The sequence below is a fragment of the Candidatus Pelagibacter sp. HIMB1542 genome, from assembly GCF_052047835.1.
GTDB lineage: Bacteria > Pseudomonadota > Alphaproteobacteria > Pelagibacterales > Pelagibacteraceae > Pelagibacter.
Window position 1 is genome coordinate 289,486 of sequence record NZ_JBNAJB010000002.1, and the last position, 21,059, is coordinate 310,544.

The 21,059-nt window shown below is 28.5% G+C and carries 23 protein-coding genes; 17 read left to right on the top strand and 6 right to left on the bottom strand.

What is annotated here, in order from left to right; translation table 11 throughout:
• The first annotated feature begins 65 nt into the window (after positions 1–65).
• From ACTTBI_RS05795 to speB, 3 genes are read left to right on the top strand one after another with little or no spacing between them, the layout of a single operon-like run.
• The gene (locus tag ACTTBI_RS05795; protein ID WP_440648276.1) at positions 66–1,250 is read left to right on the top strand and encodes a type III PLP-dependent enzyme; all 1,185 of its coding nucleotides are present in this window, start codon (positions 66–68) and stop codon (positions 1,248–1,250) included.
• Positions 1,250–2,293 carry a 1,9-bis(guanidino)-5-aza-nonane synthase gene (locus ACTTBI_RS05800; RefSeq protein WP_440653113.1) on the top strand — a complete coding sequence of 348 codons (1,044 nt, stop codon included), beginning with the start codon at positions 1,250–1,252 and terminating at the stop codon, positions 2,291–2,293. Before ACTTBI_RS05795 ends, ACTTBI_RS05800 begins: the two co-directional genes overlap by 1 nt.
• Before the next feature lie 2 nt (positions 2,294–2,295).
• Positions 2,296–3,171, top strand: a complete 876-nt coding sequence (gene speB, locus ACTTBI_RS05805) for an agmatinase (protein ID WP_440653114.1) — start codon at positions 2,296–2,298, stop codon at positions 3,169–3,171.
• On the opposite strand, the gene ACTTBI_RS05810 is transcribed toward speB, so the two are convergent.
• The 4 genes from ACTTBI_RS05810 to ACTTBI_RS05825 are packed head-to-tail and all read right to left on the bottom strand — an operon-like array spanning position 3,168 to position 6,700.
• A complete protein-coding gene (locus ACTTBI_RS05810; protein WP_440653116.1) occupies positions 3,168–3,722 on the bottom strand; it encodes a queuosine precursor transporter in 555 nt (184 codons plus the stop codon). The two genes, speB and ACTTBI_RS05810, sit on opposite strands and share 4 nt — an antisense overlap.
• Positions 3,722–4,033, bottom strand: a complete 312-nt coding sequence (rpmB, locus tag ACTTBI_RS05815; protein WP_075506505.1) for a 50S ribosomal protein L28 — start codon at positions 4,031–4,033, stop codon at positions 3,722–3,724. The genes ACTTBI_RS05810 and rpmB overlap by 1 nt, the downstream gene beginning before the upstream one ends.
• Before the next feature lie 52 nt (positions 4,034–4,085).
• On the bottom strand, positions 4,086–5,138 hold the full coding sequence (locus ACTTBI_RS05820) for a quinone-dependent dihydroorotate dehydrogenase (protein WP_440653117.1): 1,053 nt from the start codon (positions 5,136–5,138) through the stop codon (positions 4,086–4,088).
• Positions 5,138–6,700, bottom strand: coding sequence for a lysine--tRNA ligase (locus ACTTBI_RS05825; protein WP_440653118.1), 1,563 nt, complete (start codon positions 6,698–6,700; stop codon positions 5,138–5,140). Before ACTTBI_RS05825 ends, ACTTBI_RS05820 begins: the two co-directional genes overlap by 1 nt.
• 87 nt (positions 6,701–6,787) lie before the next feature.
• On the opposite strand from ACTTBI_RS05825, the gene ACTTBI_RS05830 reads away from it, so the two are divergent.
• From ACTTBI_RS05830 to ACTTBI_RS05840, 3 genes are read left to right on the top strand one after another with little or no spacing between them, the layout of a single operon-like run.
• Positions 6,788–8,227, top strand: a complete 1,440-nt coding sequence (locus ACTTBI_RS05830; protein WP_440653120.1) for a TrkH family potassium uptake protein — start codon at positions 6,788–6,790, stop codon at positions 8,225–8,227.
• Between the two features lie 2 nt (positions 8,228–8,229).
• On the top strand, positions 8,230–9,606 hold the full coding sequence (locus tag ACTTBI_RS05835) for an AmpG family muropeptide MFS transporter (protein ID WP_440653121.1): 1,377 nt from the start codon (positions 8,230–8,232) through the stop codon (positions 9,604–9,606).
• Complete coding sequence (locus ACTTBI_RS05840) at positions 9,596–10,339, top strand: C40 family peptidase (protein WP_440653123.1); 744 nt, start codon at positions 9,596–9,598, stop codon at positions 10,337–10,339. The genes ACTTBI_RS05835 and ACTTBI_RS05840 overlap by 11 nt, the downstream gene beginning before the upstream one ends.
• Here the strand turns inward: ACTTBI_RS05840 and ACTTBI_RS05845 are convergent.
• Together ACTTBI_RS05845 and hisC are read right to left on the bottom strand one after the other, a co-directional pair.
• Complete coding sequence (locus ACTTBI_RS05845) at positions 10,336–11,232, bottom strand: prephenate dehydrogenase (protein WP_440653125.1); 897 nt, start codon at positions 11,230–11,232, stop codon at positions 10,336–10,338. The two genes, ACTTBI_RS05840 and ACTTBI_RS05845, sit on opposite strands and share 4 nt — an antisense overlap.
• Positions 11,233–12,315 (bottom strand): histidinol-phosphate transaminase, encoded by a 1,083-nt coding sequence (hisC, locus tag ACTTBI_RS05850; RefSeq protein WP_440653126.1) that lies wholly within the window; start codon positions 12,313–12,315, stop codon positions 11,233–11,235.
• A 192-nt stretch (positions 12,316–12,507) separates the two neighbouring features.
• Here hisC and metX point away from each other — a divergent pair, with 192 nt between their 5' ends.
• From metX to ACTTBI_RS05905, 11 genes are all read left to right on the top strand, one after another.
• Entirely contained in the window at positions 12,508–13,638 is a 1,131-nt protein-coding gene (gene metX, locus ACTTBI_RS05855) for a homoserine O-acetyltransferase MetX (RefSeq protein ID WP_440653127.1), read from the top strand.
• Positions 13,628–14,224: a methionine biosynthesis protein MetW gene (gene metW / locus ACTTBI_RS05860; RefSeq protein ID WP_440653128.1), complete on the top strand. Its 597-nt coding sequence runs from the start codon at positions 13,628–13,630 to the stop codon at positions 14,222–14,224. The genes metX and metW overlap by 11 nt, the downstream gene beginning before the upstream one ends.
• On the top strand, positions 14,225–14,944 hold the full coding sequence (gene gloB, locus ACTTBI_RS05865) for a hydroxyacylglutathione hydrolase (RefSeq protein WP_440653129.1): 720 nt from the start codon (positions 14,225–14,227) through the stop codon (positions 14,942–14,944).
• A gap of 66 nt (positions 14,945–15,010) precedes the next feature.
• Positions 15,011–15,409 carry a 50S ribosomal protein L21 gene (gene rplU, locus ACTTBI_RS05870; RefSeq protein WP_440653130.1) on the top strand — a complete coding sequence of 133 codons (399 nt, stop codon included), beginning with the start codon at positions 15,011–15,013 and terminating at the stop codon, positions 15,407–15,409.
• Positions 15,410–15,423: 14 nt separating this feature from the next.
• Positions 15,424–15,678 (top strand): 50S ribosomal protein L27, encoded by a 255-nt coding sequence (gene rpmA, locus ACTTBI_RS05875; protein WP_075506491.1) that lies wholly within the window; start codon positions 15,424–15,426, stop codon positions 15,676–15,678.
• Between the two features lie 26 nt (positions 15,679–15,704).
• Entirely contained in the window at positions 15,705–16,688 is a 984-nt protein-coding gene (gene cgtA, locus ACTTBI_RS05880; protein WP_440653132.1) for an Obg family GTPase CgtA, read from the top strand.
• The gene (gene proB, locus ACTTBI_RS05885; protein WP_440634806.1) at positions 16,678–17,784 is read left to right on the top strand and encodes a glutamate 5-kinase; all 1,107 of its coding nucleotides are present in this window, start codon (positions 16,678–16,680) and stop codon (positions 17,782–17,784) included. The genes cgtA and proB overlap by 11 nt, the downstream gene beginning before the upstream one ends.
• The gene (locus ACTTBI_RS05890) at positions 17,785–19,035 is read left to right on the top strand and encodes a glutamate-5-semialdehyde dehydrogenase (protein WP_440653133.1); all 1,251 of its coding nucleotides are present in this window, start codon (positions 17,785–17,787) and stop codon (positions 19,033–19,035) included. It begins immediately after the preceding gene.
• Positions 19,031–19,558 (top strand): nicotinate (nicotinamide) nucleotide adenylyltransferase, encoded by a 528-nt coding sequence (gene nadD / locus ACTTBI_RS05895; RefSeq protein ID WP_440653533.1) that lies wholly within the window; start codon positions 19,031–19,033, stop codon positions 19,556–19,558. Before ACTTBI_RS05890 ends, nadD begins: the two co-directional genes overlap by 5 nt.
• Before the next feature lie 17 nt (positions 19,559–19,575).
• Complete coding sequence (gene rsfS / locus ACTTBI_RS05900; protein WP_075506496.1) at positions 19,576–19,926, top strand: ribosome silencing factor; 351 nt, start codon at positions 19,576–19,578, stop codon at positions 19,924–19,926.
• Positions 19,923–21,059 carry a S41 family peptidase gene (locus tag ACTTBI_RS05905; protein WP_440653134.1) on the top strand — a complete coding sequence of 379 codons (1,137 nt, stop codon included), beginning with the start codon at positions 19,923–19,925 and terminating at the stop codon, positions 21,057–21,059. Before rsfS ends, ACTTBI_RS05905 begins: the two co-directional genes overlap by 4 nt.

The window sequence follows — 21,059 nt, forward strand, 5'->3', positions numbered from 1 at the left end:
GGCTCAAATTATTAAAGTTTTATTAAAAACTTTTTTTTATTAAATTTTTTTTGGAGGCATATGAAATGCAAAAATTTAAGTCAGTTGAAGAACTTATAAATCAACTGAAACCTGAAAAGCCTGTTTATTGTATTAGGAAAAAATCCATAGAGTCTTCGGTTAAATTTTTCTTAGATAAGTTCCCTGGAAAAATTTTATATGCAGTTAAAACAAACCCACATCCCGAAGTTATTCAAACAATTTTAAACACAGGTGTAAACCAATTTGATGTTGCCTCAATTGAAGAAATTAAAGCTATAAGAAAACTTACTCAAAATACAAAATGTTCTTATATGCATACTGTAAAAAGTAGAGAAAGTATCAAAGAGGCCTATTTTAATTATGGTGTAAAAACTTTCTCATTAGACACAAAAGAAGAGTTAATCAAAATTATTGAAAGTACAAATAATGCAAAAGATTTAGAATTATTTGTAAGAGTTGCTGTTTCAAATGAGCATGCTGAAATTGATTTATCTAAAAAATTTGGAGCACTAACATCTGAAGCTGTAGGATTACTAAGATTAGTAAAACAATATGCAAAAAAAATTGGATTAAGTTTCCATGTTGGATCGCAGTGTATGCATCCAATTTCATATGCTAAAGGTATAAATGAGATTGGAAATATAATTAAAAAAACAAAAATAATCCCTGATACAATAAATGTTGGTGGAGGATTTCCAACAATTTATCCAGATTTAATTCCGCAATCATTAGATGAATACTTCAATGAAATTAAAAAAAGTTTATCTAATTTAAAATTAGAGAAGTTGCCAGAGATAATTTGTGAACCAGGAAGAGCATTGGTTGCAGAAAGTGGTTCAACAATTGTTAAAGTTAATTTAAGAAAAAAACAAAAACTTTATATAAACGATGGAACATATGGAACCCTATTTGATGCAGGAACACCTAACATAGTTTATCCATCTAAAATGATTAAAGAAAATTCAAATAAAATAATTTCAAAAAAATTGACTGCTTTTGATTTCTTTGGTCCTACTTGCGATAGCATGGATTATATGAAAGGACCTTTTTTATTACCAAATAATATTAAAGAAAATGATTACATAGAGCTTGGTCAACTTGGAGCATATGGATTAACTTTTAGAACACAATTCAACGGTTACTATTCAGATGAAATTTATGAAGTTGAAGATAAACCAATAATGTCAATGTATGAAAAAGACGTTAACAGCGCTCATATGGTTGCTTAATGTCAGACCAAAAAAATCCAGGACATAATAGTAAAAGAGATTTTTTAAAAAATCCTGTCGAACATATAGATATTACTTCGTTTGACTCTAGAACAATTATTTCTTCAATGGAGAAAATGTCATTTGTATCTAGAGAGACTGCAAATGCAGCAAACATTTACAACGCAATGCTTAAAGATAAGGAGTGTACAATTTTTCTTACTTTAGCAGGATCAACATCTGCAGCAGGATGTATGAATATTTATAAAGATCTTGTTAAATACAATATGGTTGATGCAATTGTAGCAACAGGGGCATCAATTGTAGATATGGATTTTTTTGAAGCTCTTGGATTTAAACATTATCAGGGATCTCAATTTCAAGATGATACAGAATTAAGAGACAACTATATTGATAGAATTTACGACACGTATATCGATGAAGAAGAGCTTCAAATGTGTGATAAAATTATTTGTGAAATTGCAGATACTTTAGAACCAAGAAGTTATACTTCGAGAGAGTTTATTTTAGAAATGGGAAAATATTTAAAAAAAAATTCAAAAAAGAAAGACTCTTTAATTGAAACAGCTTACAATAATAATGTTCCAATTTTTTGTCCAGCTTTCACAGATTCAAGTGCAGGTTTTGGTCTTGTAATGCATCAAGAAAAAAATCCTAAAAAACATATGACTATAGACTCAGTTAGAGAATTTAGAGAACTAACGGAAATTAAAATCAAATCAAAAGGTTCTGGTTTATTTATGATTGGTGGAGGAGTTCCTAAAAATTTTATTCAAGACACTGTTATTTGTGCTGAGCTTCTTGGTAAAAATGTAGATATGCATAAGTATGCTGTACAAATTACAGTTGCTGATAGTAGAGATGGTGCGTGTAGTAGTTCTACTTTAAAAGAAGCAAGTTCTTGGGGTAAAGTGGATATCACTAAAGAACAAATGGTATTTGCTGAAGCAACAAGTGTATTGCCATTAATAGCTAGCGATGCTTACCATAATGGTGAGTGGAAAAATAGAGAACGAAAAAACTTCTCAAAAATATTTATATAAAATTGAAATACTTATCAAACAAACATGGTTTCTTAGGAATTGATAATACATTCAACTTCAAAGAAAAAGTAGTAGTCGTTCCATTTGGACTTGAAAAAACAGTTAGTTATGGGGGTGGAACAAAAAATGGACCAAAAGAAATTATCAAAGCTTCTCACCAAGTTGAACTATATGATGAGGAACTAAATTGTGAACCTTACAAAAAAATAGGTATCAAGACATTAAAACCATTCAAAATTGATAAAAATATCAAAGTAGCATTAAATAAAATTTCTAAAATCAATGGGGAAATTTTAGATAAAAAACTATTTCCAATGACTTTTGGTGGTGAACATTCAATTACACCAGGATGCATTGTTCCTTTTACAAAAAAATTTAAAAATATTTGTCTTTTACATTTCGATGCGCACGCAGATTTACGTGAAAGTTATAATGGTGAAAAATTTTCACATGCATCAGCAATAAGAAGATGTTTAGATTATAAAAATGTATCTTTAATTTCTTTTGGAATTAGAAATATATCAGAAAGTGAGATTCCATTTTTAAAAAAAAATTCAAATAGAATAGATATCTTCTGGGCAAAAGATAAAAAGAAATGGAATTTAAATAAATTTAAAAAATTAATAAAAAATAAGACTGTTTACTTAACGTTTGATGTCGACGGATTAGATTCAAGTATTATGCCTGCTACCGGAACACCTGAACCAGGTGGATTGTTGTGGGACGAGACATTAGAGATAATTAGAATTGCAGCAAAAAATTCAAATATAGTTGGAGCTGACATTAATGAACTTTCTCCAATTAAAGGATTCAACTCCTATAATTTTCTTGTTGCTAAATTAGCTTATAAAATTTTATCTTATAAATTTTTATATTAGACTTTAATTGGCTTAAATATTTTTAATAACATTCTAAATGGTATTAACATTATTAGTGCTACTAGCAACTTAACGGCTAAATCACCTAAGGACAAAGTTACCCAAGGAACTCCTGTTCCATAAAATGATATTGAGAAAAATAAAAAAGTATCAATAGTTGAACCAATTAATGATGAAGTTAGAGGTGCAACAAACCACTGTTTTTTTCTTAAACGATCAAATATTTGAATATCTAGCAATTGGGCTGTAAGGAAAGCAACTCCAGATCCAACTGCAATTCTAATGGATATTAAATCATCGAAGTTTGTTGAAAAAAATAAAGTAAAAATAATTCCTATAAAAAAACCAAAATAAACTATTTTTCTCGCAATTATCTTTCCATAAGATCTATTTGCTAAATCAGTTATCAAAAAAGCTACTGGATAACTAAAAGCTCCATAAGTAAGAATTTCATTTAATCCATAATAATTTATTGGAAATTGAACAAGATAGTTTGAGGATAAAACAACCACACCCATCATTAAAGATAGGCTGATAAAAAATTTATTCATTAAGCAGATTTAGCTACTGGCTTTTTTTTATATGGTGATTTTAATAAAATAACTTTTTTAAGTTTTTTTAATCTTGGTGATATATTTTTATTTTTTACAGTTTTTAAGAATTCGTCAAAACTTCCTTTTTTATCAACTGATCTTACTCCTGAATTACTAACTGTTAGTTTTAAACTTCTTCCAGCAAGCTCACTTGTAAATTTTACTTTTTTTAAATTGGGTAAAAATCTTCTTTTAGTCTTATTGTTAGCATGACTAACATTATGACCCTTCATAGGAATTTTACCAGTTAGTTCGCATTTTTTTGACATAATTTCAGTGCCTATATAAGGGGAGATATTAAGGGCGTCAAGTTTATTAAAATTAAGAAAGAGTTTTATTTCCAACGATTTCTGAAATATTTTTCACTCCATCTCTAAGAAGTAATTCTTTTAGCTCTTTTTTAATGTTTGCAGCAATGTTGGGTCCCTGAAATACCATACCGGTATATAGCTGAATATAGTCTGCCCCTGACAAAAATTTATCATGTGCAGACTTCCCAGAGTCAATACCTCCCACCCCAATTATTTTAATTCTACCATTTAACAATTTAAAGAATTGATTAATAAGTAAATTTGATTTTTGTTCAATTGGTTTTCCTGACAAGCCTCCTTTTTGGTGTCGTTGAATATTTTTTAAATCATCTCTAGTACTTTCTGATGTATTTGAAATAATTATTGCAGATATATCATTTTCTAAAAGAATCTCTGATATTAATTCTATTTGCTTTAAATCAATATCTGGAGAAATTTTAACTACGATTGGAATATTTATTTTCAGTTCATTTTTTTTATCTTTGATTGATTTTAGTAATTCATTTAATTTATTTTCATCATGAAAATTTCTTAAATTTTCAGTATTCGGAGAAGAAATATTAATTGTAATATAATCAGCAACTTCATGAAATTTTTCTAATCCAATTAAATAATCATTTAATCGATTATCAGAGTCTTTATTTGGTCCAACATTTACTCCTAGTATTCCATTTTTTTTATTTGATTTTATTCTATTTAAAATAGTTTCAGATCCTTGATTGTTGAATCCCAATCTATTAATTAACGCTTGATCTTCAACTAATCTAAATACTCTTGGCTTTTCGTTACCATATTGTTTTAAAGGAGTAATGGTTCCAACTTCAACAAAACCAAATCCTAATTTAAACAAAGGATTGTAAACTTCTGCATTTTTGTCAAAACCAGCAGCTATTCCTATTGGATTGCTTAAATCTTTGCCAAATATTTGTGTTCTAAAAATAGGATCATTTTTATTTTCATCAAATACATTTGATACTAAATTAAATTTTAAAGATTGAATTGCTAGAGTATGCGCTTTTTCTGGATCTAATTTGAAAATTAAAGATCTTAAATTTGAATACATTATTTGAGTTTACTCATTATAAGGTCTTTTGTTTCATTAACACCAAAAAAACTTATAAAAAATCCCATTCTTGGTCCATTTTCATCACCAAAAACCACCTCATAAATAAGTTTAAACCAATCTCTTAAATTTTCAGCATAACCATTTTCTTTTCCAGTAGAATAAATCAAAGTTTGAATTTCCTCTGGTGACATCTGATCATTGCATTTTGCTAAAATTGAAATTAAAGCTTCAAGAGCTTTTTTTTCATCTTCAGAAGGTGTTTTGTATTTTTTTTGAGACTTAATTACATCATTAAAATATTTAATTGCGTAACCTACTAATCCATCAAAAATAGGAAAATTAGTTTCTTGTATATTGGGTTTGTATTTTTTTACAAATTTCCATAATAAATCTTTACTATTTGCATTACTTGTTTCGACTAAATTTAATAACATTGAAAAACTCATAATCATGTCTTCTTTTGGAATGCTCCCATTGTGGACATGCCACACTGGATTCATTACTAATTGCTGCTCAGTCTGTTTTTTAGATTTTTCAATGTTATCCAAATATTCATCTACTGCTTTTGGAACTATTTCTTTATAAAGTTTTTTAGCTCTTTTTGGATTTTGATACATATATAGAGATAAACTTTCTGGTGAAGCATACTTCAACCATTGATCAATAGTTATTCCATTACCTTTAGATTTTGAAATTTTCTCACCTTTTTCATCTAAAAAAAGTTCATATGCAAATCCTGATGGATTCTTTTTACCTAACAAATTAATGATTTTTGTAGATAAAATTGCACTTTCAATCAAATCCTTACCATACATTTCAAAATCAACATCTAAAGCAAACCATCTCATTGCCCAATCTACTTTCCACTGTAATTTACAATTCCCGTCTAAAATACTGCTCTCTAATTTTTTACCTTTATTATCGAATATTATTTTAGAATTAGACTGGTCAATTTCTATAACAGGTATCTCCAAAACATGACCTGTGTCAGGACATACTGGTAAAAAAGGACTGTATGTTTTTTGTCTTTCTTTCCCAAGTGTTGGTAAAATAATATTCATTATTCCTTCATAATTTTCTAAAATGATTTTCAAAGTAGGATTAAAAAAACCTGCCTTGTACAAAGATGTGGAACTTTTAAAATTATATTTAAAATTAAAACTGTTTAAAAAATCCTTTAGCATTTCATTATTATGTTCTCCAAAACTATTAAATTTTTGGAAAGGATCAGGTACTTGCGTTAAAGGTTTGTGAAGGTTTTGTTGCAACAATTCTTGATTAGGAACATTATCTGGAACTTTTCTTAAGCCATCCATGTCATCTGAAAATGTAATAATTTCTGTTGGTAAATCTGTGAGTTGATTAAGTGCATTAACCATCATTGAAGTTCGTGCAACTTCTCCGAAAGTTCCTATATGAGGTAATCCACTTGGACCATATCCTGTTTGGAGAGTAATCTTACCTTTTTTTTCAATAAAAGCTTTTCTTTCACGAAGCATTTTTTTAGCTTCAACAAAAGGCCAAGCACTTGTCTTTTCCAGGACATCTTTTTTAATCATGAATTGCTCTTTTTAACCTTAAACTAGTGATTATATTAATTCTTATAGAGTTGAAATTTATTTACCATAAAATATTGTTCTTTCAAAATGTCTAATTACAAAACTGTTTTTTTTACGCTTGGAATTCTGCAAATAATATTGGGTGTATCAATGTTCATCCCAATTATAGTACAATTCTTTTACTCAGAGATAGACTCGTCTTTCTTTGGCTCATCTATTGTAACCATAATCTTTGGAACTTTATTTTTATTATCAAATTTAGATCACGATAAAAAACTTAATCTACAACAAGCTTTCTTATTAACTGCCCTATCTTGGATTAGTATTGCAGTATTTGGATCTTTACCGTTTGTATTCTCTAGTATTGAACTTTCAATTACAGACTCTTTTTTTGAAAGTATGTCAGGAATTACTACAACTGGATCTACAATAATCTCAGATTTAGAGAACGCACCAAAGGGTCTTCTTTTATGGAGAGCTATTTTACAATGGCTAGGTGGAATTGGAATAATTGTAATGGCGATTACTTTAATGCCTATAATGAATGTTGGAGGTATGCAATTATTTAAAATTTCAAGTAATGACTCTTCAGAAAAAATACTCCCTAAGTCAAAAGAAATAGCACTTAGATTAATTTATATTTATTCAGGATTAACAGGCCTTTGTGCAATCACTTATTGGATATTTGGTATGGGTAAATTTGACAGCTTAACCCACTCAATGACTACAATTGCTACTGGAGGCTTTTCTAACTACAACGAGTCAATTGGATACTTTAATAGTTTACCAATTGAGATTTCATCAATGTTTTTTATTATATTGGGAAGTATTCCTTTTATTGCTTACATTAAATTTATAAGTGGAAACAAAAAAATTTTTTTAAATGATATTCAAATCAAAACCTTTTTAAAAATTATAATATTCACTGTTATAATTTTATCTATTTACTTATTATTTTCTAACCAAGAAAACTTTAGTTTAAGATCAATATTTTTTAATACTATATCAATCCTGAGTGGTACTGGTTATGTAAACGCAGAGTTTGATAAATGGGGCAGTTTTCCTATAACCCTGTTTCTTGCACTGATGTTTATAGGTGGATGCGCGGGTTCTACAGCTTGTGGTGTAAAAATATTTAGAATTCAAATTCTTTATCTATTCATTCTAAACCAATTAAAAAAAATAATTTATCCTAAAGGGGTATTTGTAATTAAGTATGATCAAAGTGCAGTTGATGAAAAGTTTATAGCTTCAATTATTTCATTTATTTATTTTTATATCGTAATATTTTTTATTCTTACTGCATTGTTATCATTAACTGGTTTAGATTTTATTACAGCTATCTCGGGTGCCGCTACATCTATTTCAAATGTTGGACCTGGTCTTGGTCCAATTATTGGCCCCAATGGAGATTTTTCTTCATTACCAGATCTTTCTAAATGGATTTTAACAGTTGGTATGATTTTGGGTAGACTGGAGCTATTTGCAATATTAGTATTATTTTTACCATCATTTTGGAAAAATTAATTATGTCTGAAATAAATAAAACATCCTGGTTAGAATCGATTTCAGTTTACAAAGATATTCGGATGTTAAGAATTTTATTACTTGGTGCAATCAGTGGATTTCCATGGGTCTTGATTGCTAGTAGTTTAAGTCTTTGGTTAAAAGAAGAAGGATTAAGTAGATCTACTATTGGATGGGCAGGACTTATTTTTGGGGTTTATGCTTTTAATTATCTTTGGGCACCAATTATAGATAGAATTCAAATTCCTTTCCTAACTAAAAAATTAGGTCACCGAAGAGGTTGGATTGTTTTAATGCAATTAGTAATTCTATTAAGTTTACTAGTTTGGAGTATTATAAATCCTACAGAAAATTTAGCGTTGATAATTACAGTTGGATTAATCATCGCTATAGCATCAGCAACTCAAGATATAACTGTAGATGCATTAAGAATTGAACAAATTAATGAAAATGAGGGAAAATCAATGGCGGCAGGTGCTGCAATGGCTGTAGTTGGTTGGTGGACAGGTTACAAATTAGGTGGTGTAGTTGCTTTATTTACTGCAGAGTTTTTTGAAAATATTGGTATCCAAGATTACTGGCAAGCAACTTTTTTAATATTAGGTATTTTAATTATTTTAATGAATATTGCTCTGATGTTTGTTCATGAGCCAGTAGAAACTGACAGACAATCAAAGCAAAAGGAAACTGATAATTTAATTAAAGGTAAACTAGGATCTAACAATATTATCACAACTTTTGTTGCTTATATAACTGGAACAATTGGTGGGCCCATTATTAGCTTCTTTAAAAAAAATGGTTTTGCCGTAGCTGCAGGAATTTTAGGGTTTGTCTTTTTGTTTAAAATTGGAGAAGCATTCATGGGTAGAATGTCGATTGTATTTTATAAAGAAATAGGCTTTTCAAAAGGACAAATAGCAATCTATTCAAAAGGATTGGGTTGGATCACAACTGTCGTATTTACTTTAATTGGTGGCGTAATGGCCATGAGGGCTGGAACTATAAAAACTATGTTCTTTGCAGGAGGTTTAATGGCGGTTACAAATCTGTTATTTGCTGTCTTAGCATGGACTGGTAAATCTGAACTATTATTTGCAATAGCAGTTATTGCTGACGATATTACTGCAGCTTTTGCAACTGTTGCATTTGTAGCATTTATATCTTTACTGGTTGATCGAACATATACAGCAACACAATACGCATTACTTGCGTCTATAGGGACTGCTGGGAGGACAACTTTAGCATCATCATCAGGAGCTTTAGTAGATTGGTTAAACGGAGATTGGGGAACATTTTTTGTCTTAACAACTATTATGGTTATTCCTTCACTAATATGCCTATGGATGATAAAAAATAAAATTAAAATTGGTGCAAAATAAATTTTATTTTACAGGTAGTTTTTCTAATATTTATAAGAAATCCTCTAAATTTTCAGAAGTAACCTCACAAATATTGTATGGAGAAAAATTTAAAATTTTATCTAAAACTAAAAATTGGATAAAAATAAAATCTAGTTTTGATAATTATACTGGGTACATTCAAAATAAAAATTATTCAAAAGAATTTAAAGCTAATTATAAGGTAAGTAGTTTAAAAGCAAATATCTATAAAAAACCAAATTTAAAAACTAATACTTTTCTGTCTTTTGGATCAAAGTTGTCAGTTAAAGAAACTAATAAAAATTTTGCCAGAATTGATAAAAATAAATGGATTAAAAAAAAAGATATAAAAAAAATAAATTATAAAGAAAACAATTTTATTAAAATCTTTAAACAATTTTTGAACATAAAATACATCTGGGGTGGAAAAAGTTACGGGGGAATAGATTGCTCAGCCCTATTACAAATATTTTACTATTATAATAATAAGTTTTTTCCTCGAGATACCAAAGATCAAATTAAATATTTTAAAGGAAACATAAAAAGAAATTATCAAAAGGGAGATATCATTTTTTGGAAAGGGCATGTCGCAATGTGTTTAAATTCCAAGCAATTAATACATGCATATGGACCTGAAAAGAAAGTATTGATCATGCCTATAATTAAGACAATTAGAAGAATTGAAAATACAGCAAAACTTAAAGTTAAAAAAATAGCTAAAATTAAAATTTAGCTTCTTCCAAAATCTGGCTTATTAATATCTTGTTTGAGTTTGATTATTTTTGATCTGACTTTTTTAGTTTCAGTAAGCTTGTTAATAATAGATTTATTATTTTTTGAATTAATATCAGATTTAAATGATTTTAAATTTTTAATAAATAAATCAATAGCATTTGAAATATTTTTATTGTTATTGAAAAAAATATCTCGCCACATAATCTCATTAGAAGCTGCTATTCTTGAAAAATCTCTTAGTCCTCCTGCACTATATTTGATTAAATCATAGCTTTGTTTTTTCTCAAAATCTTGAGCTGACTTAACTAAATTATATGCAATTAAGTGAGGCAAATGACTAGTTATTGAAAAAATTTTGTCATGTTTTTCTGGTGACATGATTGTTACTTTTGATCCAATCTTCTCCCAAAATTTTTTCAGAAAATTTAAATTTTTTTTAATTGTATTTTTTTCTTTAATTAAAATACACCATCTACCCTCGAACATGTTGCTCTTTCCGTGCTGTGGTCCACTTACTTCAGAACCAGCAATTGGGTGACTGGAAGTCCATGCAATTCCTTTTTTTAAAAATTTTTTTATTATTTTTGATGATTCAATTTTTGAAGAACCAACATCAGTAATTAATGTGTTAGGAGAAATATAATTATTTATTTTCATAATAATATTTTTGTATTCACTCATAGGTGTACAAAAAATAATAAAATTAGATTTTGTTATAGCTTCTTTTAATGAACTAACTACTTTTCCAGGTAATTTAAGATTTTTAATTCTTGATATATTCTTTTTTGACTTTTCATAAATATATACCTTATCTGCTAATTTATTTTTGTGTATAGATCTTAAAACTGAAGATCCAAGTAAACCACAACCTATGATTAAAATATTTTTCATTTAATTAAAAATCTTTCTCACTGCATTCATGAATATTAAATTTTCTCTAGATGAGCCAATAGTTAATCTCAATTTGTTTTTAATATGATAACCATCTTCAGTAGATCTTAATATAATTCCTTTATTTTTTAATTTTTGGTAAAGAAAATTTGCTGAATATTTACAGTCATCAAAATTTAATAGTAAAAAATTTGCCGATACAGAGTTTGAAAAAATATTATATTTTTCGAGAAATTTTTTTAGTCTATTTGCATAATTTAAATTATGTCTAATTGACTTTTGAATGAATTGCTTATCCTTCAATGACTCTGTGGCCGCAACTTGAGCCAAACCATTTACATTAAAAGGTGGTTTAATTACATTTAACGCTCTAATTATTTGTTTCGATCCGTATCCCCAGCCAATTCTTAATGAGGCCAAGCCAAACATTTTAGAAAATGTTCGTAATATAAATACGTTGTCTTTATTTTTAAATAATTCTAAACCAGAGCTGTAATCATCATTTTTCATATATTCTGAGTACGCGTCATCAATTACTAATAAAATATTTCTATTCAACTTTCTTCTAAGTTCTAATGTCTCTTTTTTTGTTAAATATGTACCTGTTGGATTGTTTGGATTTGCAATAAAAACTATTTTGGTTTTCTTAGATACTTTTTTCAATATTTCTGCAATTGAAACTTTAAAATTATTTTCTTTTGCAAATACAACTTTTGCACCAACAATTTTTGCATAAATCCTGTACATTAAAAAACTATATTGAGGAACAATCACTTCATCCTTTGGATGTAGATATAATTGACATAACATTTGAATTACCTCGTCAGAACCTGCTCCACATATTATTTTATCGAAATTGCATTTATATGCTTTAGATATTGCCATTTTAAGATTAGTAGATTTTCCATCTGGATATTTATCTAATACTAAATTTTTTTGAGATATTACTTTTTTTGCTAACGGGCTCATCCCTAAAGCAGACTCATTAGCTGACAATTTAATGACCTTATTAATTTTGTTAATTTTAGATTTGCCAGGCTTATAAGCTTCTATGTTAAATTTTTTAAATTTAGGTGTGCTCATTTTTTTTATTTTTATGAGCTCTTTATAGATAAAAAAACAAATATTTATAGAGAATATGATCTTATTTTAAAAAATTGACATAAATTACAAGTTCTTGTACAAAATTCATGCGCTGATTTAACTGAATTGCGAGCGCTTAAAAAAAACCGCTAAAATAGTTTTTTTTCTCACAATTCATCTAAAGGCCTTAAAATGAATACAGAAAAAAATATTAATACATTAATTATAAAGAAACCTCTTAAATTGGATTGTGGTAAAACTATAAACAATTTTCCAATTGCATTCGAAACTTATGGGTCTTTAAATGAGAATAAAGACAATGCTATATTAGTATTTCATGCACTAACTGGAGATCAATTTGTAACTGGTTTAAATCCTGTTACTAAAAAAGACGGTTGGTGGAGTTTTGCTGTAGGTCCAGACAAAGCAATAGATACCAATAAATATTTTGTTATTTGTTCAAATGTAATTGGTGGATGTATGGGATCTTTTGGACCAAGCCATAAAGATCCTGAAACACAGAAAACTTTTGGAACTGATTTTCCAGTTATTACAATTAATGACATGGTGAATGCACAATATAATTTACTTGAACACTTTGGAATTGATAAACTATTTGCAATTACCGGAGGTTCTATGGGAGGCATGCAAGTTCTTCAATTTATCACCAATTTTCCTGATAAAGCTAAAACGGTTATACCCATTGCTACAACTTCAAGTCATTCGGCACAGAATATTGCTTTCAATGAACTAGGAAGACAGGCAATCACTGCTGATAGCAATTGGAAAGATGGAAATTATGAAGCTAATAACACCAACCCAGGTAAAGGGCTTGCTGTTGCAAGAATGGCAGCTCATATAACTTATCTCTCAAAAAAAGGTTTGCAGGAAAAGTTTGGGAGAAAATTGCAAGAAAGAGAAGATTTGAAGTTCGGTTTTGATGCGGATTTTCAAATTGAGAGTTATTTGAGATACCAAGGATCTGTATTTGTAGATAGATTTGATGCAAACAGCTACCTCTACATAACTAGGGCTATGGATTATTTTGATTTAGTTAAACAATTTAATGGAAATTTGTCTGATGCATTTAAAAATACAAAAGCTAAATTTTTTGTTATTTCTTTTACTTCTGATTGGCTTTATCCAACCCAAGAAAATAAAGATATTGTTATAGCTTTAAATTCTATTGGAGTAGATGTTGGTTTTGTAGAAATTGTATCTGATAAAGGTCACGACTCTTTTTTATTAGATGTTCCTGATTTTTTAAACGCACTAAAGAATTTCTTAGATAAATCTTATACAGAGTTAAACAATGAAAAATGAATTTAAAGTAATATCAGATTTAATTGAAGATAATAAAAAAGTTCTAGATGTAGGTTGTGCAGATGGAACTTTGATGCAATTTTTAAAAGAACATAAAAATATAAATGTAAGAGGGCTAGAAATTTCTAAGGAAAAAGTACAAGAATGTATTGCAAAAGGATTAACTGTAATAGAAGGTAACGCAGAGAAAGACTTAAAACAATTTCCTGATAAATCGTTTGACTATGTAGTATTGAGTCAAACACTCCAAGCATTTTTAAGCCCTGAAATTGTTTTAGATGAACTTTTAAGAGTTGGAAAAAAAGCAATTGTAACGATACCAAATTTTGGTAATTGGCAAGTTAGATTGCATCTACTATTTAAGGGGACAATGCCAATAACAAAATCTTTACCAGAACAATGGCACAGCACACCTAATTTGCATATGTGCACAATTAAAGATTTTGTAAATTTTATAAAATTTAAAGAAATTAAAATGATAAAAACTTTAGCTTTAAATAGCAACAACAGTTCAAATATAACAACTAATAATTTAGGAACTAAAAATTTATTTGCTGACCTTGGAATATTTTTAATAGAAAAATAAATGAAAGTTGAAATTATACCCTGCCTTCAAGATAATTATAGTTATTTAATTATAGATGAAGATAAACTAGAAGCTTGTGTTGTTGATCCAAGTGAAGCTAAACCAATAATTAATTACTTAAGCGATAAAAATATTAATTTAAAATACATCTTAAATACTCATCATCATTATGACCATATTGGTGGCAATACTGAATTAAAAAAAAAATTTGGATCTGTTGTTTTAGGATTTAATGGAGATGCAAAAAGAATACCAGAGATTGATATCTTGTTAAAAGACAATGAAATTTGGAATAGTGGAAATTTCAAAGCTAAAATTATTCACATACCTGGACACACAACGGGACATATTTGTTTTTATTTTTTTGAAGAAAACTTACTATTCACCGGAGATACTCTCTTCTCACTTGGATGCGGTAGAATTTTTGAGGGTACATACGAACAAATGTATAACTCTTTAAATAAATTAAAATCTTTACCTAAAGAAACAAAAATCTATTGTGGCCATGAATATACTTTAAACAATTCAAAATTTTGCTTGGAACATGATTCTGAAAACTCTTCTTTGTTAAAGAAAATAGAATTTATAAAAAAACAAAGAAATAATAATTTACCTACTATTCCATCAACCTTACAGGATGAAATTGAATGTAATATTTTTTTAAGAGCAAATGACCTAAAAACCTTTTCAAAATTAAGGGATTTAAAGGATAATTTCTAACTAATTCAGCTTGACTATAGGCTTCCGGTAACTATATTGCGGTTACTTAAATTTAATATTCATACTATGTCATACGCAGTAATAAAAACAGGTGGTAAACAGTACAAAGTTAAATCTGGTGAAATATTAAAAATTGAAAAATTACCAGATTCAAAGCCTGAAACTAAAATAGAATTTAATGAAATCCTAGCATACGGGGATGATAAAAATATTGAGGTTGGAACTCCTAATATTAAAGGTGCTAAGGTAGAGGCAGATTTAATTACAAATAGTAAAAATAGAACAATTCTAATTTTCAAAAAAAGAAGAAGACAAAATTCAAGAAGAAAAAATGGACACAGACAACAATTTTCTTTGATTAGAATTAACAAAATTTTTTCAAAAGATGGTAAAGTATTATCTGAAGCTGAAAAAATTAAACCAGCTTCCAAAAAAGAAGAGGTTAAGGAAGCTGCAAGTAAATAGTTATTAGGTAAATTATGGCAACAAAAAAAGCAGGTGGATCATCGAGAAATGGACGAGACAGTGCTGGTCGAAGACTTGGTGTTAAAAAATACGGTGGAGAAACTGTAATACCTGGAAATATAATTGTTAGACAAAGAGGAACAAAAATTTTTCCTGGCGAAAATGTTGGAATGGGAAAAGATCATTCAATTTTTTCTGTTATCAAAGGTAAAGTTGTATTCAAAAAATCTAAATTAGATAGAACTTACGTTTCAGTAAAACCCAATTAATAGTACAACCAAGAAAATGTTGTATTATGAAATTTCTCGATCAAGTTAAAATTTATATTAAGGCTGGAAACGGCGGTGACGGTTCACCAAGTTTTAGAAGAGAAAAGTATGTTGAGTTTGGAGGACCTGATGGAGGCGATGGAGGCAGGGGTGGCTCTATAATTTTAAAATCAGAAGAAAACTTAAACACTTTAATTGATTACAGATATCAACAACATCATAAAGCTCAACGTGGAGAGAATGGTTCTGGTCAAAATCGAACAGGTAAAAGTGGTGAGGATTTGGTTTTAAAAGTTCCTCTTGGAACCCAGGTATTTGAAGAAGATAACAAAACTCTATTATTTGATTTTAACAAAAAAGGAGAAGAGTACATTGCAGCTAATGGTGGCAAAGGTGGTTTGGGAAATACTAGATTTAAAAGTTCTACAAACAGAGCTCCAAGAAAATTTACGAAAGGAACTTTGGGAGAAGAGTTTACAATTTGGTTACAACTTAAAACAATAGCTGATATCGGAATTATCGGATTACCTAACGCAGGAAAATCAAGTTTGTTGGCAGCACTCACAAACGCAAATCCTAAAATTGCTAATTATAAATTTACAACACTTAATCCTAACTTAGGTGTTGCTAGCTATGATGATAAAGAAATCACAATAGCCGATATACCAGGATTAGTAGAAGGTGCCCATGAAGGTGTTGGAATTGGGATACAGTTTTTAAAACATATAGAAAGATGCAAATCTTTATTACATTTAATTGATATTACTAATCTTGATCTTAAGGAGTCTTATGATCAGGTTAAAAATGAACTTAAAAATTACAGTTCTAAAATGCTTGAAAAGAGAGAGTTAATTGTGTTTAACAAAATAGATTTAATTGATGAAGACACAGCTAAAGATGTAATTGATGATTTCTCTAAGGATAAAAATTGTGAGATAATGACAATGACAACTTTAAATAAAGAGTCGGTTTCAAAAATTAAGGCAAAATTATTAGCTTATGTATCTTAAAAACTCGAAAATTATTGTTATTAAAATTGGTTCATCTTTATTAGTTGATGAAAATAAAAAAATTAGAAAAAAATGGCTTTCAAGCTTTGCTAGGGACATCAAAAAACTAAAAGATAAAAATCAAAAAATAGTCATTGTTAGTTCTGGTGCTATCGCTCTTGGATGTAAAAAAATGAATTTTAACAAAAAAAATATTAAGTTAGATAAAAGTCAAGCAATTGCCTCTATTGGCCAAATTGAACTAATGAATTTATTCTCTCAGACCTTTTCAAAATTCAAATTAAATATTTCACAAATTTTGTTAACTCTAGAAGATACGGAGGAGCGGAGAAGATCCTTAAATGCTAAAAGAACATTCGAAAATTTATTCGAACTTGGGTTTATCCCAGTTGTTAATGAGAATGATACAATTGCAACAACTGAAATAAAATATGGAGATAATGATAGATTAGCATCTAGAGTAGCTCAAATTACAAACGCCGATACATTAATTTTACTTTCAGATGTAGATGGCCTTTTTACAAAAAATCCAAAAATTAATAAAGACGCTAAACTTATAAAAATAGTAAATGATATAAACAAAGACTTAAAAGAAATTAATATCAAAGGAATTAATGAATATGGAAGTGGAGGAATGCAAACAAAAATTGAAGCTGCTAAAATTTGTCAGTTAGCTGGCAGCAGTATGATTATTGCAAACGGACTATATTCTAATCCTATTTCAAAAATTATTGAAAAAAATAATTGCACATGGTTCAGCCCAAAGGTCTCTAAACTTCATGCTAGAAAAAAATGGATAATTAGCTCAATTGCACCTAAAGGAAATATTGTAATTGATGATGGAGCCAAAAAAGCATTAAAGCTTGGAAAAAGTTTGCTAGCTGCAGGTATTAAAAATGTATCAGGAAGATTTAACAAAGGTGATCATATAAAAGTTTTAGATAAAAAAAATAATGAATGTGCTAGGGGTTTAAGTTCTTTTTCTTCTGATGAAGTAAAAAAAATTATGGGACACCATTCGAATGAAATTCAAAAATTACTTGGGTATGTTGCAAAATCTGAAGTTATTCATAAAGATGATATGGTAGAAGTATAAATGAATAATTATATGAATTTAATCGGCAAAAGAGCAAGAAAAGCAAGTCAATATAAAATAGACACAAAAGTTAAAAATAGTGTTTTAGCCTCTTATGCTAAAATGCTTGACGTAAACAAAGGTTTAATAATTAAAGAAAATACTAAAGATATTAATTATGCAAAAAAAATAGGATTAAAAGAAAATTTAATTAATAGACTTCATTTAAATGAAAAAAAAATAAACGACATCAGAAATTCTATTATTAGTATTATTAGATTTAAAGATCCCATTAATCATGTTCTAGAAAAGTGGAGAAGACCTAATGGATTAAATATTAGTAGAGTATCAATTCCAATAGGAGTGATTGGTGTAATTTATGAAAGCAGGCCAAATGTTACATCAGATGTTGCGGGTTTATGTTTCAAATCAGGTAATGCAGTAATCTTAAGAGGAGGTTCTGAGGCAATCAATTCGAATAGAATTTTATCAAAACTTTTTAGAAAAGCGCTCAAAAAAAATAAAGTAGATGAAAACTTTATACAATTTATAGACTCTAAAAACAGAAAGATGGTTGATGTGATGCTTTCCAAAATGAAAGAATATATTGATGTTATAATTCCACGTGGTGGAAAAAATCTTGTAAGAAAAGTTCAAGAACTTTCTAAGGTTCCTATCATTGGTCATCTTGAGGGTATTTGTCATACATATGTCGACAAAGACGCTGAATTAAAGATGGCAAATAGAGTTGTTACTAACGCAAAATTAAGAAACACCAGTATATGTGGGGCGACTGAAACCATTATTCTACATAAAAATATTGTTAAAAAATTTAGCAATACAATCCTGTGTAATTTAGAAAAAAATGGTTGTAAAATTTATGGAGAAAAAACTTTGGCTAAATTTTATAAAGGTAAAATTTTTAAAGCTACTGAAAAAGATTGGTCCACAGAATATTTAAGCTCAGCAGTTTCCGTTAAAATAGTAAACAACCTCAATGAAGCTATAGGTCATATTAATAAGTATGGAACAATGCACACAGACTCAATAATTACAAAAAACAAAAAAACAGCTAATCAATTTCTAAAAGAAATCAAAAGCTCTATTGCTATGCATAACACTTCAACTCAATTTGCAGATGGAGGTGAATTTGGGTTCGGAGGAGAAGTTGGAATTTCTACCAATGTCCTACCACCAAGAGGACCTGTAGGACTTAATCAACTTGTTTCATACAAATATCAAATTACAAGTAACGGTAAAATAAGAAATTAATTTGAAATTAAATAAGACAAAAATAGGAATTTTAGGAGGATCATTTGATCCTGCTCATAAAGGTCATCTAGCTATTTCAAAAGAAGCAAAAAAAAGATTTGAGCTTAAAAAAATTATTTGGGCAATCACAAAAAAAAATCCTTTTAAAAACCAGAGCAAAACCTCAGTTACTGAAAGAATAAAATTCTGTAAAAAAATTATTGGTAATAATTCATTTATAAAAGTGAGATTTTACGAAAATAAAATTAATTCAAATAAAACAATTGATTTAATTAATCATTTAAAAAAAAATAAAAATATTGAAATCTATTTTTTAATGGGAGCAGATAACTTAATAAATTTTCACAGATGGTATAAATCAAAATCTATTTCACAAAAGTGTAATATTTTAGTTTTCGATAGACATGGCTACAAAAAAAACTCATTAAAATCAAAGACATTTAGGGCTCTTGGTAATATCACCCTCAAATTCATAGAGTTTAATAAAGTCAACATTTCATCTTCTCAATTAAGAAAAATTTGATAGTCTAAATTTAATTAATGGATAAAATTTCAGACCTTAAAGAAATTGTAATCACCACATTAGATCTTAACAAAGCTGAAGACATAGTAACTATTGATCTAAAAGATAAAAGTTCAATGGCAGATTATATGATAATAGCAAGCGGCACATCATCTAGACATATACAGTCTTTATCTGAACAAGTGTTAGAAAAACTTAAAGATAATGGAATTAAAGACTCTAAAATTGAAGGTAAAGAAAGTGGTGAATGGAAATTAGTAGACGGTATAGATCTAATCGTTCATATTTTTCATCCAGAAAAAAGAAAATTTTATGAATTAGAAAAAATTTGGTCGGAATTTATTCCTAAAGAAAAAGTAATGATATGAAAATAATTAAATATTACTCAATTATTTTTTTATCTTTTTTTTATTTAAGTTCAGCAAACTCTTCTGAAGTAGATATTTACAAAAAGATAGATTTATTTGGTGAGGTTTTAGAAAAAATAAATAGAGAATATATTGATGAGATCAATCAATCTGAGAGTATGGACTCTGCTATCAATGGCTTACTTCAATCTTTAGACCCTTATTCCTCTTATATGTCTCCTGAAATTCTGGAGGAAATGCAAACTGAAACTAGCGGTGAATTTGGTGGCCTTGGAATTGAGGTAAGTATGGAAGCAGGAGTTGTTAAAGTTATATCACCTATTGACGACACACCAGCGTCAAAAGCTGGATTAAAAGCTGGTGATTACATTGTGAAAATTAATGATACCCAAGTTCAAGGAAAATCTCTAAGTGAAGCTGTTGATTTAATGCGAGGCCCAGTAGGTTCAAGTATAGAATTAACAGTTAGACGAAGGGGAGAAAAAAAAGCATTAACATTTAATATCACTAGGGAAATAATTGAAATTCAATCAGTTAAGTCAGAGCTATTAGAAGAAAATATTGGCTATATTAGATTAACTTCATTTAATGAAAACAGTGGTGATCAAATAGAAAAGCAAATAAAGAAATTAAAAAAAAATAAAAATCTTAATTCATTTATTTTGGATTTAAGAAATAATCCAGGTGGATTACTAAACCAAGCAATAAGAATATCTGATTTCTTTTTAGAAGATGGTGAAATTGTCTCCACAAAAAGTAGAAAAAAATCTGATAATAGAAAATGGTTTGCAAAAAAAGGAGACATAACTGATGGAAAAACATTATTGGTACTGATAAATTATGGATCAGCTTCAGCATCAGAAATTGTTGCAGGAGCTTTAAAAGACCACAAAAGAGCAATTGTTGTAGGTGAGAACAGTTATGGCAAAGGTTCAGTTCAATCTATTATTCCTCTTAAAAATAGAGGCGCAATACGTTTAACTGTTGCAAAATATTATCTTCCATCTGGAAAATCTATATCTGAGGTTGGTGTACGTCCAGACATTGAAGTGAATGAAGAAGGTGATGATTTTAAAATAAGAACTGATACTGATAATCAACTAAATTACGCAATTAAATTACTCAACGGATAA